The organism is Nonomuraea rosea, from assembly GCF_039539705.1.
Taxonomy (GTDB): Bacteria; Actinomycetota; Actinomycetes; order Streptosporangiales; family Streptosporangiaceae; genus Nonomuraea; species Nonomuraea rosea.
Window position 1 is genome coordinate 127,718 of record NZ_BAABDQ010000016.1, and the last position, 22,876, is coordinate 150,593.

The following is a 22,876-nucleotide window of genomic DNA, read 5'->3' on the forward strand; positions in this document are numbered from 1 at the left end:
AGTCACGACTACTGTCCGATTCTGGTCAACCACGCGTACAGCAGCCACCCCAGCTCGTACGGCCGGCACTCCCGATCGACGGCGACCGGCGGATAGACCCGGTCGAGCACCCCGAGCCCCGAGCCCGCGTGCACCCGGGTGGCGGCGGCCCGCAGACCGCGCACCAGTTTGCGCGGATCGGCCCTGGCCTCCTTGCGCCACGTCAGAGCGAGCTCGTCCAGCACGAACGAGGGCCGCTCGATCATCCAGTCCAGCCCCTTGGAGATCTCCGCCACATGGGCGGTGCCGCCCGCGTCGGCCAGGTCGAGCAGCGCCATCGGCGCCATCGCGAGCTGATGGACGCTGTAGACGGGGTAGCCCTCGACCACCGACCCGTTCCTGGCGTCGTAGTGCCACCACCATTCGCCCTGGTCGCCCTGCGCCCGGCAGATGCCGTCGGCCACCTGCTCGGCCGCCCGCAGCGCCTCGGGGTCGCCGGTGGCGGCGTGCAGCCTGGCCAGCGCCTGCAGCGGGTAGACCTGGTCGGCGAAGCACCCCACGTGCGCGCGGTACCAGGGGACGAGCGGCCCCTCCCCCAGCGTGTGCCGGTAGAGCCGGTCGCCGGTCAGCCCGCCGAGCAGCCGCTCACGGGCGCGTTCCGTGTCGGCCCCGGCCGCCACCAGGGCGGCCAGCGCCCAGGACGCCTCGACCGTGTAGATCTGCGGCGCGGTGTCGAGCTCGGCCAGCCGCCGCAGCGCCACGTCGAGCCCGGAGTGCCCCGACTCGGCCGCCGCCCAGCAGATCAGCGCGGCGTCGCCGACGCCCGTCACCTCCGGCAGCCGTTTGACCAGGCGGCCGACCAGGTCGTGCAGCGTGTCATCGGCCAGCGCCGCGCGCTGCCGCCCGGCGTCGAGCGTGGCCACGCCGAGCGCGACGATCGCCGAATAGCGGATGCTGCGCCCCTCCGGCACCGCCGTCCACTCCCCACCGGGCTCCTGACGGCCACGGCGGGTGAACACGAACTCGCCGTCCACGTAGCCGGGCGGCAGTCCCCGTACGGACAGATCCACCATGCCGGTGATGAAGTCCTGGTGTCCGGAGCCCAGCAGAGCGATCCGGTGATGCGTCACGTCGTCTCCTCGATCCTGCTTTTGACACCGGCGCGCTCCCTGAGCACCAGGAAGAGAAATCTGCCGTTGGTCCGTATGTAGCGTGGCCCGAGCCGCAGCGGCTCCTGGAGCAGGCGGTACAGCCATTCCAGGCCCAGCCGCTGCCAGCCGAGCGGCGCCCTGCGCGTGTGCCCGGCCAGCACGTCGAACGAGCCGCCGACGCCGTGGATGATCCCGGCCTTCGTCCGCGCTCCCCAGTCGCGGATGAAGATCTCCTTCTTCGGCGAGGTGATGCCCAGGAACAGCAGGTCCGCCTGGGAGGCGGCGATCTCGGCGGCGACCTCGGCCGACTCCTCCGCCGCGAAATAGCCGTCCCGCGCGCCGGCGATCTCCAGCCCCGGGTAGCGCAGCCGTACCTGGTCCAGCACCCGCGCGAGCACGTCCCCGGTCGCGCCGAGGAAGTACGCGCGGTAGCCCCGCGGCGCCCCCTCGGCCATCAGCCCGGTGAACAGGTCGATGCCCGCCACCCGCTCGGGGATCCGGTGGCCGAGTGCCCGCGCGGCCCAGACGACGGCCTGCCCGTCGGCCAGCACCAGATCGCTCTCGGCGACCGACTGCCGTAACGCGGCGTCCCCGCGCATGTTGACGACCTTGGCGGCGTTGACCACGCCGATGGTGAGCTGCGTGTGCTCCGCGACCGCCGCCACGCACCGGTCGAGCACCTCACGCATGGTGAGCGCGTCGAGCGGGGAGCCCAACACGGTTCTCCTGGATGCCATCCGTCCCCCTGGGTGTCGATGACATATCGGGCCAAGGCCGAGAAATGTGACATCAAGGCAGCGCCAGCTCGGTGAGGGTCGCGCGGTGGTCGGTCCTGGGCATGCGCAGGGTCTGGAAGCCGCGTACGGCGATGCGGCCGTCGGCCAGCACGTGATCGATGGCCACCTTGGGGAACAGCCGGGGCTGCTGGTAGTACGGCCACGTCATGGACAGCCCCTTTCCGGTGACGTCGGCGGCGTCCCGGTAGCCGGTGGCGATCAGGTCGCGCAGCACCGCGTGGTCGAGCGTGGCGTTGAAGTCGCCCGCCAGTACGCGCAGCCGCCCGCCGGCCGGTGGCAGCGCCCTGATGCTCGACGCCCAGCATGCCGTCCGCCAGCCCTCCGACGGCGCGCACGCGTGCACGGCCACCAGCTCCACCTCCCGGCCGCCCGGCAGGGTGAGCAGGGCGGGCAGGTGACGCGGGCTCTTGGCGAAGGACGGCGCCGCGATCCGCGTGTCCGACGGCCGCAGCGGGTACCGCGCGTAGATCGCCGCGCCCTCGGAGTCCTCCCCCGGCAGCACCACCTCGTACGGCAGGAGCCGCCCCAGCCCGAGCTCCCCGACCCGCTTGCGCATCAGGGAGGTGAACTCCAGCAGGTGCAGCACGTCCGGCCGATCGCGCTCGACCACCGCCACCAGGTCCTCAGGCGGCACGGAGGAGTGCAGCAGGTTGACGGCCAGCACCCGCAGCACCGGCCCACCGGCCTCGGCGTTCCCCCCGGGGACCGCGCGCGGCAGCACGGCCACCGCGAAGGACCCCGTCACCAGCAGCGCGGCCACGACCAGCGGCCCGTTGCGGATGAGGAGCGCGACGACCAGCGGCAGCACCGACGCGGCGGCCGCATAGGGGGTGAAGGACACCAGTTGCGACCAGACGAACTTCGGCTCCCATCCGGCCAGCCGCAGTCCAGCCCACCCGGCGAAAGGCACGAGCATCAGCCACAGCAGCGGGACCACTAGACGACCCCGCACCGGCACCCTCGCATCAGCACCGGCCAGGCGGCGTGCAGGGCCGGCTGCCAGTGCCTGATCGGCTCCCATCGGGTGTGCGCGAGCACGCTGTTGGCCGGGCGCCTGGCCGGGCGCGGGAAGGCCGCGGAGGTGACCGGGCGCACCCGGGCCGGGTCGTGGCCGAGCAGCGTGAAGATCTCCCTGGCCAGGCCGTGCCACGTGGTCTCGCCCGCGCTGGTGCCGTGGTAGACGCCGGGCGGGAGGTCCGACTGCGCCAGCCTGACCAGGTAGTCGGCCAGGTCGGCGGCCCAGGTCGGCTGGCCGCGCTGGTCGTCGACCACGTCCACGGTCTCACGCTCCGCGGCCAGCCTGATCATGGTCTTGACGAAGTTCTGGCCCGCGGTGCCGTACAGCCAGGCGGTGCGCACCACGTGCTGACCGTGGTCGAGCGCCGCCTGCTCGCCGGCCAGCTTGGTGCGGCCGTAGGCGTTCAGCGGCTTGGTGGGGTCGTCCTCCAGGTACGGCTCGTGCCCCGATCCGTCGAAGACGTAGTCGGTGGAGAGGTGCAGCAGCTTCGACCCGGCGCGACTGCAGGCCTCGGCCAGGTTGGCGACGGCATGCCCGTTGATCCGCATGGCCTCGTCCTCGCACGCCTCGGCCTCGTCCACCGCCGTCCAGGCCGCACAATTGACCACCACCCGGGGACGGTAGGCGCCCACGAAGTCGCGTACGGCACGCCGGTCGCATAAGTCCAGCTCGGAGCGGGCCGGCGCGAGGACGGGGTCGCCGGTGAGCGCGATGCGGTCGTGCAGGTCGGTGGCGAGCATGCCCCGGCCGCCCGTGATCAGCCACCGCACGCGGACCACCAGTCGCGATTGACCTGATACCAGCGCACGGTGTCCTTCAGCCCTTGGTCGAACGGGATCTCCGGCCGGTAGCCGAGCGCCCGCAGCTTGGCGTCGTCGAGCGAGTAGCGGCGGTCGTGGCCCTTGCGGTCCTCGACGTGCTGGACCATGTCCCAGTCCGCGCCGCACGCGTCGAGCAGGCGCCGGGTCAGCTCCAGGTTCGACAGCTCGGCCGTGCCGGCGATGTGGTAGATCTCCCCCGGCTTGCCCCGCTCGGCGACGAGCCGGATGGCCGCGCAGTGGTCCTCCGCGTGGATCCACTCGCGTACGTTACCGCCGTCGCCGTAGAGCGGCACCTTCCTGCCGCGCAGCAGGTTGGTGACGAACAGCGGGATGACCTTCTCCGGGTATTGGCGCGGCCCGTAGTTGTTGCCGCAACGGGTGATCGACACGTCGAGCCCGTGGGTGATCGCGTAGGCGCGCGCGATCAGGTCCCCGCCCGCCTTCGAGGCCGCGTACGGCGAGCGGGGGTTGAGCGGCGTGTCCTCGGTCCACGAGCCGGACTCGATCGAGCCGTACACCTCGTCGGTCGAGACCTGCACCACCTTTCCGACGCCCGCGTCCAGGCAGGCCTGCAGCAGGGTCTGGGTGCCGAGCACGTTGGTGCGGACGAACTCGGCCGCCCCGTCGATCGACCGGTCGACGTGCGACTCGGCCGCGAAGTTGACCACCAGGTCGTGTCCGGGCACGAGCTCGGCGAGCAGGTCCGCGTCGCAGATGTCACCCCGCACGAACGCGTGCCGCACGCCGTCGAGATTGGCGCGGTTGCCGGCGTAGGTGAGCTTGTCGAGCACGGTCACGTCCGCCTCGGCGGGCAGCGAGCGGACGAAGTGCGAGCCGATGAAGCCCGCACCGCCCGTAACCAGGATCTTCCTCATGAGCTGATCTGTACCTTGCTGTGATCGCCCAGGACGAGTCGATGGGCTCTGGGCGTGTTGGGCGCCGGGGTGACCTCGACGTCGTGGCCGATGAGTGACGCCTCGATCCTGCGTACGCCCTCGATGGAGGCCCTGGGCAGCACGATCGAATATTCGATCTCGCTCCCGGAGACCGTGCAGCCGGCGCCGATCGAGGTGAACGGGCCGACGTAGCTGTCGCAGACCCGCGCGCCCGGCCCGATGATCACCGGGCCGACCAGGCGCGAGCGCTCGACCACCGCGCCGGGCTCGACGACGACCCGGCCGATCAGCTCGCTGGCCTCGTCGACATCACCGCTGACGCGAGCCTCCAGCGACTCCAGGACGAGCCGGTTGACCTCCAGCATGTCGGTGACGTTGCCGGTGTCCTTCCAGTAGCCGGAGATCACCGAGGAGTCGACCCGCAGGCCCGCCTCGATGAGCCATTGGATCGCGTCGGTGATCTCCAGCTCGCCCCGCCACGACGGCTTGAGCTCGGCCACCGCGGCGTGGACCGCCGGGCTGAAGAGATAGACGCCGACCAGCCCGAGATCGCTCTTCGGCCGCGCCGGCTTCTCCTCCAGCCCGATCACGTTCCCCTGGGCGTCCAGCTCGGCGACCCCGAACTGCCGGGGGTCGCCGACCTTCGTGAGCATGATCCGGGCGGCGGGGCGGCTGACCGCGAACCGCTCGACCAGGTCGCTGATGCCACCCACGATGAAGTTGTCGCCCAGGTACATGACGAAGTCGTCGTCGCCGAGATAGTCGCGCGAGATCAGCACCGCGTGCGCCAGGCCGAGCGGCGCCTCCTGACGCAGATACGTCACCTGCAGCCCGAACGCCGACCCGTCGCCGACGGCCGCCTCTATCTCGGCCTGGGTGTCGCCCACCACGAGCCCGATCTCCCTGATGCCCGCCTCGGCGATCGCCTCCAGGCCGTAGAAGAGCACCGGCTTGTTGGCGACGGGTACGAGTTGCTTGGCCGAGGTATGGGTGATCGGGCGGAGCCGGGTGCCCGACCCCCCGGCGAGCACGAGTGCTTTCACCGCTAGTAAGCCCCTTCTCCACGGGTGACGACGGACCAGGTCTTCCACAGGATCTGCAGGTCGAGGATGAGCGACCAGTTCTCCACATAGCGCAGATCGAGGCGTACGGACTCCTCCCACGACAGGTCGGAACGGCCGCTGACCTGCCAGAGCCCGGTCATGCCCGGCTTGACCACCAGGCGGCGGCGGACGTCGGTCCGATACTTGGCCACCTCGTCGGGCAGCGGCGGCCGGGGACCGACGAGGGACATCTCCCCGCGGATCACATTGAGCAGCTGGGGCAGCTCGTCCAGCGAGTATTTGCGCAGGAAAGCGCCTACCCGAGTAATTCTTGGATCGTTCCTAATCTTGAACAGCACGCCGTCGAACTCGTTCGCTTCAAGGAGCTGCTTCTTGAGCTGCTCCGCATCGACCACCATCGTACGAAATTTCACTACCCGGAACTCTTTGCCGCCTCTACCCACTCTTGTCTGGTAGAACAGCGCGGGCCCCTGGCTGGTGAGCCTGATCACCACGACGATCAGCAGCAGCGGCAGCGCCAGCAGCAACAGCGCCAGCCCCGCGACGAACCGGTCGAAGACGCTCTTCACGAACTGCCTGGTGCCGCCGAACTCCGGATGCTCCACGTGCAGCAGTGGCATCCCGGCCACCGGCCTGATGCTGATGCGCGGCCCCGCCACGTCCATGAGGGCCGGCGCGACGAACAGATCCGTGCGCGCGGTCTCCAGGCTCCAGGCCAGCCGGCGCAACGCGGCGCCGTCCAGCTCAGGACAGGCCAGCACGGCGACGGCATCCGCTCGCGAATTCGCCACCACCTCGGCCACGTCGCCGAAGGAGCCCATCACGGGAATGCCGTCCAGGTCGACGTTCATCGAGTGATCAGGCGGCAGGCAAGCTCCCACCACTTGCATGCCGTGATGCGGCTGGCGGCGGAACTGCACCACCAGATCGAGGATCGACTCCCGGTGCCCGACCGCGATGACCTGGCGCATGTAGTCGCCGACGGCCCGTTTGCGATGCAGGCGTTTGCGCATCCTGAAGCGGTAGTACAGCGTCGTGACCAGCGCCAGCGGGAGCATCGCCATGACGAAGCTCCGGGCGACGGCGGTCTGCGTCGCGTAAGCCATGATCGCGGTGGCGGCCATCAGGCCGACCCCGCCGTTGAACACGGCCTTGAACTCCTCGGTGCCCTCACCATGGGCGCGCCGGCGGTACGCGCCGGCCAGCATCAACGTGATGGGCCAGGTGACGAGCAGGCCGAATCCGAGAACGAATTCGGCGATCGGTATGAACACGCCGGCAGTCAGCCGGACGCCGAGCACACATGCGCACGCGATGAGCGCGCACGTCGTGTCCCCGTATAACAGGAGCCGTAGATACGCCCGCGTCCAGATACTGGACCCAAGACGCGGCACGGCCCCGAGGAGTGCGACAACGGACTCCTCAGTCCCCACCCTCATAGCACCACCCTGTGACAACTTCGTGCACGCCGATAACTTGACGTTCCTTGAACCACATGGGTTGACAGGTCCCACGCACTATCAAGGGCGGCGGCCCCCACTAAAGAGTAAAGATCCATTCCAAGCTGGGGAATATCACCTAATGTCCAGAAGCGGACGATGATCGCGGGGGTTTAGGGGTTGACGGAACGATCCAAGAGTGCAGCGTCCCGTAGGAAAAATGTGAGGTTTACGGCGATATTTCAGCAGGTGGCCGTGAGGTCAACGCCCTAGTCGTACTCAAGATCCGGCAATGCGGACGGAGGATCCGGGCTGCGCCATACGACCACAACCCCATCGTGCACGGAATCGGCGGCCAAGGTCAGTCGATCAAGGTCGAAATCCGGCAGGTAGCGCAAACGTGCCAGAAACGTGGCATCGGTGGCCGAGCGCGGGACCACGCAGCCCTCCCCGTCACGGTCGAGCAGAATATAGAGGACGTCTGACCCGGACTCTGTGACGACACGGACCTCCACGACGTCCTCCCACGCGAGAGCCTCGACGCTGCCGTCCGCGTAGTGACGGGTGACGCCCTCTTCCGTGACATATACGTAGGAGTCCGGCATTGGGTTGCCGTGCATGGGCGCGATTCTTGCGAGTTCAGGGGCTGTCCCGCAAGGGTTCGCACTTAATGGTGCGCACAGCGCGCAAACAAGCAGCTCTCAGGGAGGCGCGTCGCTGCCCCAGGTGTGGCTGAGGTGAGCCGTCATCGCCGCCCGCGCGTGCTCAACCGGTCCGTCCGCGAGCGCGTCGAGCAGCTCGCGATGCTCGCGGATCAGGACGTCCCTGTCGCGGTAGACCGCACGCAGGCGCACCATGCCGAGCCGGGTCTCGGCGGCGAGCGCGGCGTAGAGCCGTTCGAGCCGCGGGCTGCCGGCCGCCTCGATCAGCGCCTGGTGCAGCGCCATGTGCTCGGCGACGGTCTCCGACCACGGCGCGTCCGCCGGCAACGCGTCCCACCTGCGCAGCGCCGCGTCCGCCTCGGGGACCCGGCGCCCGGCCACGGCCCTGACCATGAGGTCCTCCAGGGGCCTGCGCACGTACATGAGGTCCTGGAGGTCCGAGATCGTCACCTCGGGGACATAGGCGCTGCGGTTGCGCTCGCGTCTGAGCAGCCCTTCGTGCACCAGGCTCGCCAGCGCCTCCCGCACGGTCGGCCTGGCCACGCCGTACGACGCGGCGATCTCCTGCTCGGGCAGCGGCGTCCCCGGCTCGATCTCGCCGGAGAGCACCCTGCTGCGCAGGGCGTCGGCGAGCGCGCCGACGGTGGAGAGGGGTCTGAGCGGCAACGTCACGGCTGTGATGCTAACGCCGTTTCCCGCATTCTCTCCGGTACGGCCACCACCACCAGGCTGAGCACCAGCATCACCAGCCCGGCGATCGAGACCGGGGCCAGCCTCTCCCCCAGCACCAGCAGGCCCAGCAGGGCGGCGACGGCCGGCTCGGCCAGGGCCAGCGTGGCGGCCGTTGCGACGGGAGTGGTCCGCAGGCCGCGCCCGTACAGGAAATAGGACAGGGCGGTGGTGCCGAGCCCCAGATAGAGGACGGCGAGCAGCCCGCGCGGCTCCGACAGCCACCCCACCCCGTTGATGAGCAGCACCGGCAGCATGAGCACGGCCGCGCCCCCGAACATGACGCCCATCACGGCGTTGGACGGCGCCCCCGACTCGATGGCCCTGGCCGCCGAGACCGCGTAGAAGGCGTAGAGCAGCCCGCCGAGCAGCGCGAACAGCACGCCCGACACCACCTGCCCGCCCTGCCCGGCCGCCGGCGCCCCGCCGGCGATCAGCGCCGCACAGCCGCAGACCGCCGCCGTGGTCGCCAGCGCCCACCGCCCGCTCGGCCGGCGCCCGTGCAGCGCCCAGGAGAGCAACCCGGTGAAGACGGGCCCGCTGCCGATCGCGACCACGGTCCCGATGGCCACTCCCGTGCGGCCGACCGCGGCGAAGAAGCACAGCTGATAGGCGGCCACCGCGACGGCGGCCAGCAGCAGCCCCGGCGTGACGGCCCGCCGTACACCCGCCCCCGCGAGGAGCGCGAGCGCGGCGCCGCCGATGACCAGCCGCGCGGCGGCCAGCGCGACGGAGTCCGCGGAGACGAGCAGGCCTGCGGTGCCCGCCGTGCCCCACAGCACGGAGGCGCCGACGACGGCGAGGGGTCCGTTCTTCATACGGACATTGTCTGACAGTTAGACAATATCGTCCAGTAGGCCGTCGAGCGTGCGTGCCGCCGGAGCCGCCAGGTCGCCCGCGTAGTCGTCGAGCACGGCGAGGGCGTCGTGGACGCTCGGGAGGCTCTTGCGCGGCAGCTCCAGCAGGGGGTCGGCATCGGCGGTGATCCCGCCTTCGACGTGGAAGGCGCCGGCGGCGGCGGTGAGCGACACCTCGAAGCGGACCTCGCGGCCGTCGGGCAGTGTGAACGTGGTGCCGACGCGCACGCCTGCGGGCGGAACGAAATAGGAGAACGACTCGCGTCTCACGAAGGGATGATGTAATTCCGCGAGGATCTCCGATGCCCGGCTCAGGGCTGCCAGCAGCCCGGCCGCGGCCAGACTCTCGCTGTCCACCTACGAAAGACTAGATCAGCGCGCGGGTGGGTGGCCAGGCACGCGGTCGGCAGAGCCGGTCACGTGGGGTCGGTGGCGAGCCGGGCATGCCGCTCGACGTCATAGCGGACGCCCTCGTGGCAGAGCCTGCCCCGCTCGATGCCCTCCGGCAGGAACCCGGCCTTGACCGCGACCCGGCACGAGGCCGGATTGTTCGTCCGGTGCCCCAGCTCCAGCCGGTAGAGGCCGCGTTCGCGAAAGGCCCACCGCGCCAGCCGATCGGTCGCCGCCGCCGCGATCCCGCGCCCGCGCGCCTCGGGCACGACCCAGTAGGACACCCAGCCGGTGTCGTGCGCGTCGATGCGGGCCACTGCGACGTTGCCGACCACCCGCTCACCGGCCGGCTCCACGACCGTCACGGCGAAGGCGTGCCCGGCCCCCGGCCACGAGGCGATCCAGCCCACGGCGTCCTTGAGCGTCACCACGGGCCACGGCGCCTGCCTGCGCAGATCGGCCGCCTGAAAGGCCCGGAGCACGGCCGGCGCGTCGTCCTCGCGCCACTCCCGCAACCGGATGTTCGGCACAGCAACCACGCTGCCCGAGATTACCCGGAAAGCACTTATAGCGCCTGTTGCCCTATTTGGTGAGCCGCCTCGAAGTCGGTCACGAGCTCCTTGGGCGCGGTCAGGCACCAGGCCTCCGCCACCAGCTCGAACAGCTCATCGCGGTCGATCCCATCGAGATGCACCACGACCCACCCGAACCGCCCGGCCGTGAACTGCACCTCGAACACCTCCGGCCGCTCCGCGACCAGCGCGATCTGCTCCTCGATGGTGGCCTTGAGCCCGACGGTCTCCGTCGCCTCCCACAGGTAGCCGAACCCCCTGTCGCGCACCTTGAGCGCGACCCAGTCGCCGCCATGGCCCATCCGGACCTCCGGCAGCTCATCCAGCAACTCGAGGAACTCATCAACGGTCACACCCATGCCGCCTGTGTACCAGACCCGGCCGACACTTCCGAGCCCGCGATCCCGCTAGCGTGAGACCCGCCCGCTGCCAGACGCCGAGGGGACACAGGTGGCCGACACACGTACCAAGCTGCTCGAAGCCGCGCTGGAGACGCTCAGGAAGCAGGGCATAGCCGGGGTCTCCGCGCGGACGATCGCCGCCGAGGCGGGCGTCAACCAGGCTCTGGTCTTCTACCACTTCGGCAGCGTCGACCAGTTGCTCGGCGCGGCGATCGAGCACGGCTCCCAGCAGCGCATCGCCCTCTACCGCGAGCGCTTCGCCGCCGTCGGCACGCTGCGCGAGCTGCTCGACCTGGGCCGCTCGCTGCACACGGAGGAGCGAGCGGCCGGCAGTGTGGCGGCGCTGGCCCAGGTGCTGGCGGGCGGCCAGACCGACCCGAAGCTGGCGCCGGCCACCACCGTCGGGCTCAACCTGTGGATCGCGGAGGTGGAGCAGGCGCTCAGCAGGGTCCTGGCGGCCTCGCCGCTCGTGGAGTTCGTGGACGTGGGCGGGCTCGCCAAGGCGACGGCCGCCGCGTTCGTGGGCCTGGAGCTGTACGAAGGCGTGGACGCGGAAGGCGCCGGCCAGGCGCTGGACGCGCTTGAGGACCTGGCCGTGCTGGTCAGCGCTCTGGAGGACATGGGCCCGCTGGTCAGACGCGCCGTACGCGCCCGGCTCCGCCGTACGCAGGATCACTCGTAGTAGCGGACCTCCATCACGTTGCCGTCGGGGTCGGCGAAGAACATCGCCTCGGGCGCGATGCCCTGCGCCCCGAAGGAGTAGATGCCGGTGCCGGTGATCTTCATCTCGTGCTGTTTCAGCCGCACCTGCAGGGCGTCGAAATCCTCTTTGCTCACGGCCAGGCAGAAATGGTTGATCGGATGCCCGGCGGTGCCCTGCACCCCTGTGGCCTCCTCCACGCCCCTCGACGCCTCGTACGCCATCAGATCGAGGATCGTGTCGGAAGAGATCCGAACGCTCGGGAACCCCGCCTTTCCCTCGCGAAACTCCTCGGCCCGCACCCCTGGCAGACCGACCACCTGTTCATAGAAACGCAGGGAGCTTAACTGGTCGGAGACCCAGCAGACGAGATGGTCCAGCCGTGCGTCCATGTGATCCTCCATTCTCGTCCAATATCTGTTGCCCGAATGTCGCTGTCCACCGGCAGCCTCGCACACCCGGTCGCGGCGCGACCTCCCAGGCTGCCCCCCGGGGACAAATCACCCCATTCTGGAATCTCGCGATTCCCGATATAGGGGTATTTGGTGAGGCATGATCAGAGGATGAACGCATCGATGCGGGCGGCGTTGGTGGGTGCGGTGGTCGGGCTGACCCAGTTCCTCATCCTCTGCTGGCGAGGCGAGGACATCGGGATCCTCGACATGATGGGGCTCATCGTCGTGCCGTACGCGTTGGGGTTCTTCCTGTCCCGGTTCGGCCGGCTGCCGAACTGGGGGGCGGTGGCCACGCTGGGACCGGCCATCACCGCGTTGTTCCTCCTCGCCCTTGTGCCGTCCCTGCGGTTCCCACCGAACCTGGACCTGGGCGACTGGCAGGCGGGCCTCGCCTTCATGGCGCTGGGCGCGACCAGCTACCTGGCGGCGGGCGGCCTCGCCATACCGATGCACACGCGTCTGCGCTTCCTGACGGTCGGCCTGGTCGCCGTCACGTACGTGGGCGTCGGGTCGGCGCAGGGCCTGATCGCCGACGCGGTGCGCGCACAGCGGATGACCGAGGCCGAGATGGTGGCCATGGTGCCGGTGCTGCCGGGCTACCGGCTCACGCACATGGACGACTCGGAGCCCTGGCTCACGCTCGAGTACGAGAGCGACGACATCGAAGCGGACATCGACGTCGCCGTCGGGCCGAAGAGCATCGCCACTCCCAAGGCCGCCTGCGGCGAGCCTGTTCCGGAGTTCCGCCCCTCAGGGACCTGCAAGCAGGCGGCGCCGGGCGTGTGGGTCCGTACCGGCGAAACCAGCAGAACGGCGATCACGACGCACGGCGACGCGTTGCTGCAGGTCGAGAGCCGGCTGTCGATGCCGGAGGCCGATCTGATCGCCATCCTGCGGACGTTCCACCCGATCGACCCCTGGGAGCTGTCGTACCTCGTGGAGGACTGACCCTTACCCGGGTTCGGCGTCGAGCAGATCGTTGGAGAGGTTGAGCCGGATCTCCGTGTTGCGGTATCCGGCCCGCCCGAACGCGGCCGCCATCGGCGCGTTGCCCATATCAGTGGTGGCGGTGATGCGCTGCTCCCCGTTGGCCGCGTGGATGCGGGTGATCTCGGCGAGCACCTCGTCCACGTAGCCGCGCCCCCGGAACTCCGGGACCACGCCCAGATAGCCGACATTCACGTTGTACGGCGTCGCCGACGGGATCGCCATGCCCGCCACCTCGCCCTCAGGCGTATAAGCGATCCGCCACCACTCCCGCTTGCCCGGCGCCCCGAGATAGAAGTCCATCTCTCCGCGAGCGGTCGCCTCCACGCCCTTGGCCGCCAGGCTCGTCCGGGTATGGGCGTCCAGGCTACCCTCGGCGATCCTCCTGAACACGGCCAGGAACTCCTCGTCGGACGCCCCCGCGAAGCGCAGCGCGCCGGTCGCCGCAGGCACCCCGTCGGCGGGCGCCCACTCGAACTGCAGCCGCTCCACCTCCCGGGTGAGCCCCGCCGCGTGCGCCGCCGCCCGCCGCCAGCCCACGGCCGCCGACCTGGCCGGATCGTCGCGCCACCCGCCGGCCGTCTTGATCGCGTACTGGACCGGCTCCGGGAACCCGGCCAGCGCGGCCCTGATCAGCTCGGCCCCGACGGCGGCGCGATCACCCACAGCGGCATCCACAGCGGCGTCCACGTCGAGGCAGTCGAGCGCGACCGGATGCGCGCTGTCCCTCGGCCCCCACCACAGCGCCCGCCCCACGACCCGGCCGCCCATCTCGGCGATCCACGTCCATTCGGGCCGGTACATGTTCTCGGCCAGCTCCGCGAGATAGCGGTCGGCGTCGATCCACCCGACCGGCTCGGTCACGATCCACGAGGCCACGCGGTCGAGCTCAGCGGGGACGATGGCGCGGTAGGAAATCACCCGCACACACTAGCGCCCCCTTTTGTCCCCATCTGCGGGCTCCACGATCACGCGCTTGGTTTCAGAGCGTGCCGACGTCGCGAGTGGTCCCCTCAGCGATGGCCTGAAGTTTGTCCGGGTTGGCCACGTTATGGATGGTGGTGATGCGGCCGTCGGCGTCGAAATCAAAAGTGACGGTGGAGATGACCCGCCCCAGACCGCTGAACACCATGCCCGGGCCGCCGTTGATCCCGACCAGCTCGGCGTTCATGTCGGCGGGCTCGACGCCCTGGTAGGTGACCTTGCCGATCGCGGCGAACCAGGCGGCCACCGTCTCGGCGCCCACCACCGGGCGCAGGGCCTGACGAACCTTGCCTCCCCCGTCGGTCCACAGGGTGACGTCCGGGGCCAGCAGCTCCATGAGGGTGTTGATGTCACCGCCGGTCGCGGCGGCGAGGAACCGCTCCGTGACGTCGCGCTGCCGCGACCGGTCGGCCGTGAAACGCGGCCGCCGGGCCTGAACGTGCGCGCGCGCACGGTGCGCGGCCTGGCGCACCGCCGTCTCGGAACGCTCCACCGCCTGCGCGATCTCGGCATGACTGAAGTCGAAGACCTCTTTCAGTACGAACACCGCGCGCTCCAGCGGGCTCAGGGTCTCCAGGACGACCAGCATCGCCGTCGACACCGAATCGGCGTTCGTGATGTCGTCGGCGGTGTCGCCGCTGGTGAGGATGGGCTCCGGCAGCCACGGCCCCACATAGGTCTCGCGCTGGTACCGGGTCGAGCGCAGCCGTTGCAGAGCCAGGTTCGACACGATCCGCGCCAGATAGGCCTTGGGGTCGGCCACCTGCGAACGGTCGTCGGCCGACCACTTGATCCAGGCGTCCTGCACGGCGTCCTCGGCGTCGGCCACGGTGCCGAGGACGCGATAGGCCACCGAGAACAGCAGGTTCCGATACCGGTTGAACACCTGCTGGTCGTGGTCCGTGGACGGGTGGGTCACCGCACACCCCGGACGCGGGTGAAGCGGCCGCCACGAGGCCAGAACGCGCCCGATGCCGGCATCTTCTTCATCCGGCCGTAGGTCGGCCAGGGGGAAGCGGTCACCGTCTCCTTATATCGTGCCGCCATGCGACCGGTCAGATGCACCCGTCGCGGGCTGTCGTCGGGGTGGGTGAACTGGACGACCGCGTCGTGCCGTCCCAGGCTCACCGGCGTGTGGTAGTAGCCGAAGCGGAACGGCTTGGGCCGCTTGCCGCCCAGCGCGCGGAGGATCGCCACGGCGGCGTGCACACCGGTCGGCATGCCGCCCTGGCAGGTGCCGTGCATCACGCCATAGCCCTGGAGGATCGCGGCCGCGTCGCCCACGGCGTACACCTCCGGGTGCGACACCGACCGCAGCGTCGCGTCGGTGACGATGCGGCCGCGCTCGTCGACGGTCAGACCGGCGGCGGCCGCCAGCGGCGACACCCGCGTACCGCTCGTCCACAGGACGACGTCGGCGGCGACGCTCTCCCCGCCCGCCAGCTCGACCGAGCCGGGCAGCACCTTCACCACCTCGGCCCCGCTGCGCGTGTGGACACCCAGGCGCGTGAGCGCGGCCTGCAGATACGCCCTCGGCCTGGGGCTCATGGCCGCGCCGGGTTCCTGCCGGCCCAGCAGCACGACGTTCAGGTGGGGGTACCGCTCCGCGATCTCCGCGGCCGACTCGACGCCGGTCAGCCCGCTGCCACCGACCACGACCGTCCCGCCACTCGTCCCGCCGCTGAGCCGGGCCAGCCGCTCGGCCAGCGCCTCGGCGTCTTGGGGGCTGTTGAGCGTGTACGCGTGCTCCTCCACGCCCGGCACCGTCACCGTGTCGGCCACGCTGCCCAGCCCGTACACCAGCGTGTCGTAGTGCAGCACCCGGCTGTCGTCGATCCGCACGATCTTCGCGTTCGCCTCCATCGCCGTCACCCAGCCGCGCACGAACCGCGCGCCCGTGCCCTCCAGCAGCTCCGGGATGTTCATCTCGGCGACCTGCTGCCCGGTCGCCGCGATGTGCAGCCGCAACCGCTCGGTGAACCGCTCCTGCGGATTCACCAGGGTCACCTGCACGTCGTCGCGCCCCTTGGTCCGAGCCGCGAGCTGAATCGCCGCGGCCATGCCCGCGTACCCCGCCCCCAGGATCAGAACGCGATGCGGGCCCGCCTTGCGCTGTGTGGTCATCGGTGCGCCTTTCCCTCGGTGGTGACAACCTCGGGATGCAAGCTGGCCGCCGATCCGTGACACGGGATCGATGTGACCCGCGCCACACTCACTTCGGACGGCCGTGAAGTGACGGCAGCACGGAGGGCCGGCGCTTTCGCTTTCCTTCGGCCTACACCACGCCTGCCAACGCCATCACGAGAACGGCCAGCATCATCACAAGCGCGACGACAGCCGCAACATGCCGAGCTCGTACCATGGCTCGGCCCACCGCGCGTTTGTGCCGCAGAGCACGCTTCACCGCTCGCTGAGCACGTAAATCAGCAATCTGCCTGCGGTCCACGATCCCATTCTGCGTCCTTGACGTACGCGGCGGCCACGTCGCAGGCAAGCTCCACCCGCCCCCGAAGGACATCGCCCCCGCCCTCTACGTATTCGGCTTGTGGACGACTACCAACCCGGGGGTAGATCGTTCGGCCTTCGAGTTGAGGTACTCGTAAACCATGTAGTAGTCCTCGCCAGGCCACCCTCCATGTCGTGGATCAAGGTCTCCCCCCTTCTGAAACAGGAGAGAACGCCATAGATCGGTTTCTCGACCTGCGCCACATGTTCGGGCAGCATGCCCTCCTTCTCCAGGTGAGACGCTGCAGATCGAGGAGGCTGATCACCTGACGTTCGTCAAAGTGAGACTTCCGGCCAGAGCCTCGGTCTCACTCCCACGCCGTGTACGGCGAAGCATTACTCCCCGTCTCTGGTTGTCAGGCCGACCGGACAGGTCACGCCGGTCCCGTCGATGTCGCCGTACCCATTTGTACAGATATTGCTGATGGCAGTAGTTGATCTCGCGCACCAATCGGCAAGACGTGACATCAGTGGCTATTACCCGCTTTGGCGGCGGCCTTCGGCAAAGAAGTCGCACTCGGGAAGCGAGCCGGTGGTCACCTCACGACGAGTGTGCGATTATCGCACCATGAGCACGCTCGATTGGACCGACATCGGCGCGCGAGTCCGCGAGTCCCGACTGGCCATGCGACTCTCCCAGGAGCAGCTGGCCGAGCTGACCGGTCTCGACAGAACCATGGTCAGTAAGATCGAGGCCGGCACAAGGCGTCTCGACGCCCTGGAACTCGTACGAGTCGCCCGAGCACTCGATCTTCCAATGAGTCATTTCCTCAACGCGCCTCCAGCCGTAATGTCCCACCGCCCGCCTCTGGCGGAGGACACGGCGACGCCTGCCGCGCAGGTTTCCTATCGCATGGATGTGGCTCTCGCGGCCTGGATTCGGGAGATCCGACTCCTGGTTTCTCTCGGGGCGCTAGAACTCATTCCCATCAAGCGATACAACGGCAAGGTCGATGGGCCGGCGGCGGCTGCAGATGCGGCCCGATGGCTGAGGGCTGAGCTGGATTTGGGGCTCGCCCCCATCGAATCGCTCGCCGGCCTGTGTGAACGGTGTGGCCAGTTCGTCCTGGTGACCGATCTTTCCGGGGAAGGTGCTTCAGCGATCGATGGTGACGTGGCTGCCGCCGTCGTCTGCATCCGCGGCGATCCTGGACGGCGGCGAACCACCGCCGCTCACGAGCTCGGACACCTGATCCTGGGCGATGAATACTCCACCGACCTGGGAGTAGGCACTTCCCGCGAAGCTCGTGAAGCCGCGGTAGACGCCTTCGCCGCTGAGCTTCTCCTGCCAGTTGAGGCGATCCAGCGTGCTGCGGCATCGACCGCCCTCACCAGAGCGGAGTTGGTTCGTCTCGCGGCGGAGTACCGGACGTCCTGGAGTCTCGCGCTGCGGCAGGCAAGAGCGGCCAATGCAATCGACCAGAACGAAGAGAAGGACCTGCGGACCTGCCCACCTACCTTCGCGGAGTTCAGGGATTCCCTGGGCTGGACACCTCAGCCGGATTTGGACGAGATCCGCGTATCTCCGATATTCGCCCATGCGGTGATGACGGCGTACAAGAACGGTCGGATCACCAGTCACCGAGCCTTGGAGCTCATGCACGGGCAGCTCGAAAGCGAGACGGACCTGCCTCCGGTAGCTGAGACGGACGAGCGCCCGTGACCGAATCGAAGCCTGTCGGCCCTTTGCCTCGGCTCGTGACCGACACCATGGTGCTCCTTCACTTTGCCAAGGCCGACCGGCTCGATGTTCTAGGAGCGAGTGTCACGGAGATGTCCACGACTCTTGTCGTTGTCGACGAGCTGGGCAAGTACTCCGACGAGTGCCCCTTGCTACGGCGCCTTACCGAACTTGAGTGGCTGCATATCCAACCTCAGGATTCGGTCGAAGAGCTCATCGCCTTCGACACATGGAGCCAGCTACTCGGCACCAGCGACGATTACGACAAGGGAGAGGCCAGTATTTTCGCCGCGGCCCAGGTACATGGCCTGGTCGCACTCACAGATGACCGAGACGCGACGAAGGTCGGCCGGGCGAACGGACTCAAGATCCACGGCACTATCTGGCTGCTGACCCGGCTGAAGGGGCTCGGCAAGATGACTCTGGTCGAGATTTGCAACCACGTGGACGCGCTACGAGCCTCCGGAATGCGCCTTCCCTGCACCGGACCTGAGCTTCCGGGCTGGGCCAGAGACCGCGGGCTTCTCTAGGCCGCTCCTGCCTCGCCGGATGCCAGGCCGACCGGACAGGCCACGGCCGTCCCACCGGTGCCGCGGGTCCCATTGGGCACTTTGTACAGATGCTGCTGGTGGTAGCGGTCCGCCTCCTGCAAGAGATCCGGAGGCTCCCGCTCGGCTCTCAAGCAGTCTCAAACAGCGACCACCTGCACTGCTTTCCGCACAGTTGCTCATGTCGTCCTCGTCAGACGTCAGAACGATGGCAGGGCGCACCGAACGCAGTGCGCCTTCCGCGTCAGAGTCATTTTCTCTGACACACCTCGGTGCGGTGGCTGCGACCACAGCATCGATGGCGCACTTGTGACCGTGCAAGCGAGCAGCCCGAAGAAGCTCGACCGCTCGCGACGAGATGTCCTCGGTCACCGGCTCGATCTTCAGCCGGGACAGGTGCCACCTGAGACGCTCGCTTTTGACGCGGACGTCTTGTGCCTCGATCGGTGTCATCGCGCTGACCACAACCCGGAAGTCGTTCTCCTGTGCCTCCCGTACGAACGCTGTCACCCGTTGGTCGGCCTCGCACCACCTCACGAGCCCTTCGCAATCGAGAACGACGGTGCCCGCGCTCAACCTGCTTCGTGCGCGGGCCATCCGTCCTCCCCCTGGAGCTCAGGCGCCGACTTGACGCGACGGAACAACTCCGCCGCCTCATCCCGCAAAGACTGTGGGATCGGCCCAGAAGCGGCCTCGTTCGCCTGCAGGGCTTCCTCCAAGAGATCCCGCTCAATCTGGCGCTCCACAGCGGCATCAACGTAGGCGGAGAACCCGCGGGCTCCGACTCGCTCTCGGACGGCGCGAATGTTGCCCGTTCTCAGAGAGACACTGACCTTGGCGGCCGGCCCGCCTCCCGGAGCGAAGTCTCGTTCAGGCGTACTCATAGGCTCAGTTCACTACTTGAAGTAGCAAAATGCCGGTCCTCGTCTTGCACGAGGACCGGCCACTACGTGTGCCTCCGCGTCGCCGGACGTCAGCCCGACGGGACAGGAGACCCTGTGCCGCCGATGCCGCAGTAGCCATTGGGCACTTTCTACTGGCAGCACTTCGCTTCAGGCAATAGATGCGACAACCTAACGGGGCTTCGACCGGTACTCAGCCCACACGTCGACTGCCTCTTGGAGATCAAGAGCGGCAACGTCCTCGCGAGGCATCCCCACCGTGTGGATCAACCGGTCCGCGAGCCAATCTGGAACCGGTTCCCTAGGGGGCGTTGTCTCCACCCGGATGTGATCGGCGAGCGCGCCAAGACGCTCAATCACTTGACCGAGTTGGACAATCTCCGGACGGTCGACACCCGCCTCGCGCACCCTGGCCGTCGCCTCAGCATAAACTTCAGCGTCGGCTCGCTCACCCACGGTCCGCACTTCACAGATCTCCACCGACTTGTCCTCGGCGATGCGGTAGACGACGCGCCAGGTGTTGCGACCCACCACAAGCTTCCGGAAACCAGTCAGTTCCCCGCCGAGCGCATAGCCCGCCTCGGGATTCTCCAGCAGGAGAAGAATCTTCTTGAGTACCTTCGGCACCGCGTCTGGGCCGATGCGTCGGAGGTCATCAACCGCTGGCGCCGTGAAGACTACGTCGGACACGTATCACTCGTCGTCCGGGATGGCGGCCAGCGACTCGCAAGTATGCCCGAAAGCGGCGAGCACCTCGTCGAGCGAGACTCGCTCTCCCGTGTCCGTGACCGACCGGGCAAGCGCAAGCGCCAGATCACGCAGATCGGCCGCAGCCTCCTCCAACTCATTGAGTCGGCGGATGCTCACCACGGCCGCCACCGGCTGATGCCGGCGGGTGACCACCAGATCGGTCCCCTGCTCCGCATCAGCCACCAGGCGGGCAACCCCCCGCTGGGCCGCTTCCGTGACGCTCAGCTCAGTGGCGTCGCGCAGGTCAGTCATACATCAACTGTATATCTTTCTGTACAGAATCGCGATCCCTGGCCGAGCACAAGCTCAGGCTTCGCCGGACGTCAGGCACCCACCGGAGACGCCACCCCTTCAGCTGCCTGACCAGGCATCTAGCGCCTAGAGGCCCCTAGTCTCGCCGGGCTCCTTCGGGCCAGAGCACCCGGACGGGGACCTCCCGCCGTCGGGCCTCGGCCACCACATCGGCAGTACCGCCATAGCCTCGGGCGGGCTGCCCGTCCCACACGGCGAACAACACATCAGCGTCGTCCAACATCCGTGCACTTGCCGTCATGTGCGACTTCGAGGTGGACTCCACAAACGCCAGCCGGTGAGTCCGGGCCGCCCGCCCCAGCAACTCGTCATACGCAGCATGGCACTCACTCGGCAACCCGTCTCGGTACTCCTTGGCCGGTATGACTGCCTCCAGCACCCCACCGACATCCAGCACTCCACGGGCGAAGATCTGATCGGCCCCGTCCGCCAGGCAGGACAACCCGCAGACGTCAGGTAGGTAGTCCGAGAGCGCCTCACGTATCGCCCGATCGATCAGTACGGCAGTCTCCTCCGGAAGACCCCGGTGGCCGGAGACAGCGATGCGGACCATGATCCCCCTACAGCAGTGTGGCGTGAAGACGTTCGTCGAACGAGCGCAGGGCGCCGGACGACGGCCCGGCATACGCTCGGCGGAAATTCTTGACCCGGTGCAGGACGCGCTCGGACCCATACGTCGTCCCCACAGTGAGCGCGTTGGACGCCAGATACAGCGCCTCCTCGTAGTGTCCCGACATAGCCTCAGCGGTCGCACCTCAGTCACGAGAACGCCCCGCTGCTTCGCGCCGGGCTGGGCCGACGAGAGCGACTCGTTGAAGGCGGCAACGGCTTCGGCCGGCCGCTTGAGCCCTACCATCACCAGGGCGCGATAGCCCGCCAGCTTCGCGTGATCGAACGGGAACGCCCAGGGCCAGGGCGGCGCGACGGCCCGCTCACCAGCCCGCACCGCTGACTCGGCCGCCTTCAACGCCTGAAGCGCTGCCGCCTCGTCTCGCGCGGTCGCGTGACCAAGCGCTTCGAGGCTCGACAGCCAAGCACGGGCGATGGCCGGTGGCCGGTCGCCGATCTCCCGCCGCGCCCTCGCCAAGAGATTCAGTCCGATCAGCGGATCCTCGGCCTCGATCTCGAACGCGGCCAGACTGCCGATCATGTACGCCGCCAGCAGCACGTTGTCGGCCTGCCGCGCGATGTCGATTGCGCGACGGTAGTAGAAGCGCGCCGAGCCGGTGTCCTGCATGTCGGCATGCACCCAGGCCGCGAAGCCTGCCGCCTCGCTCAGACCGGCCCGGATCTCGTCAGCATGCGGAGACCGCGACGCGCGGCCGAGAACGCGGCTCGCGAGATCGACCTGCGCCACCGCCGGAGGAGCGAGTTCACGCGCAGGCGTGACTGCCTCCAACCGACGCTGGGCGCCGGTGATGCTGGTCAGCGTGGCGGCCGTCGTCTCATCCACATCCGGACGCTTGGGCAGGGCGACCCCCGCCAGCGCGGTCAACGCCACGGCCTTGCCGAAATCTCTGCGCTTCGTCGGATCGTCATCCCCTCGGGCTCCGAATCGGAGCAAGTGAAGCGGCACCCCGATCTGGATGGATATCTCCCGAACCTGGTCCAAGGTGAGCGGCTGACGGCCCCGCAACACCTTGGACACCCAACTCTGGGAGTAGCCGACCGCCTCAGCAAGCTGACCCTGCGTCCAACCGTGTGCCCGCCGCACCTCTTCGAGGATGGTCGGTAGATCGCACTCGGCGAGAGCGGCGGCCACGACTGGCCCGGACCAGAACTGCGGCGGTATCTGGGTCACAACGCTAGGTTAAGCCGCTGACCTCGGCCGTACCGATATTCGTGACGGGAATAGCCGTACCACCAGCAGCACTAGGCCGTTCACCTGCGGTTATATGACAGCGACGCTCAGTACATGAACGCACTACCGCCTCACCCCCTGGCCGCCGCACAACGGCTGGCCACTGCTCTTGCAGAGAAGGGGATCACTACCGACGTCCATCACGACTACGGCACGCCCATGGTGTCGGTCTGGGTCGGCCTGATCGTGTGGTGCGAGGACGGGATGTACTGGTGGCGCACTGGCTGGAACCCACACAGACACCGAGCAATCTACGCATGGCATCCCTTGACCCAGCCAGCCCGCGTCGCCCACCGAGTCGCCCTTCGCTACACAGAACTGCGCATGACACTTCCGCTCTCGTCGCTGATCGCCGGAGCGCAGCCGTGTCTCTGACCGTGCAGCAAGTGATCAACAGATTCCCCGGCTGGCAGAT

At 68.5% G+C, this 22,876-nt stretch carries 24 protein-coding genes; 4 read left to right on the top strand and 20 right to left on the bottom strand.

All coding sequences use genetic code 11. The annotated features are described in order from the left end of the window. Positions 1-8: 8 nt before the first annotated feature. The 13 genes from ABEA43_RS32620 to ABEA43_RS32680 all read right to left on the bottom strand — a co-directional run bounded on the left by ABEA43_RS32620 (position 9) and on the right by ABEA43_RS32680 (position 10,734). Positions 9-1,109, bottom strand: coding sequence for a hypothetical protein (locus tag ABEA43_RS32620; RefSeq protein WP_345567859.1), 1,101 nt, complete (start codon positions 1,107-1,109; stop codon positions 9-11). Next, a complete protein-coding gene (locus ABEA43_RS32625; RefSeq protein ID WP_345567861.1) occupies positions 1,106-1,849 on the bottom strand; it encodes a WecB/TagA/CpsF family glycosyltransferase in 744 nt (247 codons plus the stop codon). The genes ABEA43_RS32620 and ABEA43_RS32625 overlap by 4 nt, the downstream gene beginning before the upstream one ends. A 70-nt stretch (positions 1,850-1,919) precedes the next feature. Continuing rightward, positions 1,920-2,879, bottom strand: coding sequence for an endonuclease/exonuclease/phosphatase family protein (locus ABEA43_RS32630; protein ID WP_345567863.1), 960 nt, complete (start codon positions 2,877-2,879; stop codon positions 1,920-1,922). After that, on the bottom strand, positions 2,864-3,715 hold the full coding sequence (rfbD, locus tag ABEA43_RS32635; protein WP_345567865.1) for a dTDP-4-dehydrorhamnose reductase: 852 nt from the start codon (positions 3,713-3,715) through the stop codon (positions 2,864-2,866). Before rfbD ends, ABEA43_RS32630 begins: the two co-directional genes overlap by 16 nt. Beyond that, positions 3,703-4,641, bottom strand: coding sequence for a dTDP-glucose 4,6-dehydratase (gene rfbB, locus ABEA43_RS32640; protein WP_345567866.1), 939 nt, complete (start codon positions 4,639-4,641; stop codon positions 3,703-3,705). Before rfbB ends, rfbD begins: the two co-directional genes overlap by 13 nt. Beyond that, positions 4,638-5,705, bottom strand: a complete 1,068-nt coding sequence (locus tag ABEA43_RS32645) for a glucose-1-phosphate thymidylyltransferase (protein WP_345567868.1) — start codon at positions 5,703-5,705, stop codon at positions 4,638-4,640. The genes rfbB and ABEA43_RS32645 overlap by 4 nt, the downstream gene beginning before the upstream one ends. 2 nt (positions 5,706-5,707) lie before the next feature. Beyond that, on the bottom strand, positions 5,708-7,165 hold the full coding sequence (locus ABEA43_RS32650; RefSeq protein ID WP_345567870.1) for a sugar transferase: 1,458 nt from the start codon (positions 7,163-7,165) through the stop codon (positions 5,708-5,710). Between the two features lie 269 nt (positions 7,166-7,434). Further along, a complete protein-coding gene (locus ABEA43_RS32655) occupies positions 7,435-7,785 on the bottom strand; it encodes a hypothetical protein (RefSeq protein WP_345567871.1) in 351 nt (116 codons plus the stop codon). A gap of 81 nt (positions 7,786-7,866) precedes the next feature. Beyond that, the gene (locus ABEA43_RS32660) at positions 7,867-8,499 is read right to left on the bottom strand and encodes a GntR family transcriptional regulator (protein WP_345567873.1); all 633 of its coding nucleotides are present in this window, start codon (positions 8,497-8,499) and stop codon (positions 7,867-7,869) included. After that, the gene (locus tag ABEA43_RS32665; protein ID WP_345567875.1) at positions 8,496-9,374 is read right to left on the bottom strand and encodes a DMT family transporter; all 879 of its coding nucleotides are present in this window, start codon (positions 9,372-9,374) and stop codon (positions 8,496-8,498) included. Before ABEA43_RS32665 ends, ABEA43_RS32660 begins: the two co-directional genes overlap by 4 nt. 18 nt (positions 9,375-9,392) lie before the next feature. Further along, positions 9,393-9,770, bottom strand: a complete 378-nt coding sequence (locus tag ABEA43_RS32670) for a hypothetical protein (protein WP_345567876.1) — start codon at positions 9,768-9,770, stop codon at positions 9,393-9,395. A 59-nt stretch (positions 9,771-9,829) separates the two neighbouring features. Continuing rightward, positions 9,830-10,342 carry a GNAT family N-acetyltransferase gene (locus ABEA43_RS32675; RefSeq protein ID WP_345567878.1) on the bottom strand — a complete coding sequence of 171 codons (513 nt, stop codon included), beginning with the start codon at positions 10,340-10,342 and terminating at the stop codon, positions 9,830-9,832. A gap of 26 nt (positions 10,343-10,368) precedes the next feature. After that, positions 10,369-10,734: an MmcQ/YjbR family DNA-binding protein gene (locus ABEA43_RS32680; protein WP_345567879.1), complete on the bottom strand. Its 366-nt coding sequence runs from the start codon at positions 10,732-10,734 to the stop codon at positions 10,369-10,371. 91 nt (positions 10,735-10,825) lie between these two features. On the opposite strand from ABEA43_RS32680, the gene ABEA43_RS32685 reads away from it, so the two are divergent. Beyond that, a complete protein-coding gene (locus ABEA43_RS32685) occupies positions 10,826-11,458 on the top strand; it encodes a TetR/AcrR family transcriptional regulator (protein ID WP_345567880.1) in 633 nt (210 codons plus the stop codon). On the opposite strand, the gene ABEA43_RS32690 is transcribed toward ABEA43_RS32685, so the two are convergent. Further along, positions 11,449-11,868: a VOC family protein gene (locus tag ABEA43_RS32690; RefSeq protein ID WP_345567882.1), complete on the bottom strand. Its 420-nt coding sequence runs from the start codon at positions 11,866-11,868 to the stop codon at positions 11,449-11,451. The genes ABEA43_RS32685 and ABEA43_RS32690 overlap by 10 nt on opposite strands. A gap of 171 nt (positions 11,869-12,039) precedes the next feature. Between ABEA43_RS32690 and ABEA43_RS32695 the strand changes: the two genes are divergently transcribed. Continuing rightward, positions 12,040-12,879, top strand: coding sequence for a hypothetical protein (locus tag ABEA43_RS32695; RefSeq protein WP_345567883.1), 840 nt, complete (start codon positions 12,040-12,042; stop codon positions 12,877-12,879). A 3-nt stretch (positions 12,880-12,882) separates the two neighbouring features. Here the strand turns inward: ABEA43_RS32695 and ABEA43_RS32700 are convergent, their stop codons facing one another. The 3 genes from ABEA43_RS32700 to ABEA43_RS32710 all read right to left on the bottom strand — a co-directional run bounded on the left by ABEA43_RS32700 (position 12,883) and on the right by ABEA43_RS32710 (position 16,026). Next, the gene (locus tag ABEA43_RS32700) at positions 12,883-13,839 is read right to left on the bottom strand and encodes a GNAT family N-acetyltransferase (RefSeq protein WP_345567885.1); all 957 of its coding nucleotides are present in this window, start codon (positions 13,837-13,839) and stop codon (positions 12,883-12,885) included. Positions 13,840-13,900: 61 nt separating this feature from the next. Then, positions 13,901-14,821, bottom strand: a complete 921-nt coding sequence (locus ABEA43_RS32705; RefSeq protein WP_345567886.1) for an RNA polymerase sigma-70 factor — start codon at positions 14,819-14,821, stop codon at positions 13,901-13,903. Further along, on the bottom strand, positions 14,818-16,026 hold the full coding sequence (locus ABEA43_RS32710) for an NAD(P)/FAD-dependent oxidoreductase (RefSeq protein ID WP_345567887.1): 1,209 nt from the start codon (positions 16,024-16,026) through the stop codon (positions 14,818-14,820). The genes ABEA43_RS32705 and ABEA43_RS32710 overlap by 4 nt, the downstream gene beginning before the upstream one ends. A gap of 949 nt (positions 16,027-16,975) precedes the next feature. On the opposite strand from ABEA43_RS32710, the gene ABEA43_RS32715 reads away from it, so the two are divergent. Further along, positions 16,976-18,070: a helix-turn-helix domain-containing protein gene (locus ABEA43_RS32715; RefSeq protein ID WP_345567888.1), complete on the top strand. Its 1,095-nt coding sequence runs from the start codon at positions 16,976-16,978 to the stop codon at positions 18,068-18,070. Positions 18,071-18,105: 35 nt separating this feature from the next. Beyond that, positions 18,106-18,618, top strand: coding sequence for a PIN domain-containing protein (locus tag ABEA43_RS32720; RefSeq protein WP_345567889.1), 513 nt, complete (start codon positions 18,106-18,108; stop codon positions 18,616-18,618). Between the two features lie 1,091 nt (positions 18,619-19,709). Here the strand turns inward: ABEA43_RS32720 and ABEA43_RS32725 are convergent. The 3 genes from ABEA43_RS32725 to ABEA43_RS32735 all read right to left on the bottom strand — a co-directional run bounded on the left by ABEA43_RS32725 (position 19,710) and on the right by ABEA43_RS32735 (position 22,401). Then, complete coding sequence (locus tag ABEA43_RS32725; RefSeq protein ID WP_345567890.1) at positions 19,710-20,228, bottom strand: type II toxin-antitoxin system RelE family toxin; 519 nt, start codon at positions 20,226-20,228, stop codon at positions 19,710-19,712. Positions 20,229-20,231: 3 nt separating this feature from the next. Further along, positions 20,232-20,540, bottom strand: coding sequence for a type II toxin-antitoxin system prevent-host-death family antitoxin (locus tag ABEA43_RS32730; RefSeq protein WP_345567891.1), 309 nt, complete (start codon positions 20,538-20,540; stop codon positions 20,232-20,234). A 136-nt stretch (positions 20,541-20,676) separates the two neighbouring features. After that, a complete protein-coding gene (locus tag ABEA43_RS32735) occupies positions 20,677-22,401 on the bottom strand; it encodes a helix-turn-helix domain-containing protein (RefSeq protein WP_345567893.1) in 1,725 nt (574 codons plus the stop codon). Between the last annotated feature and the right edge of the window lie 475 nt (positions 22,402-22,876).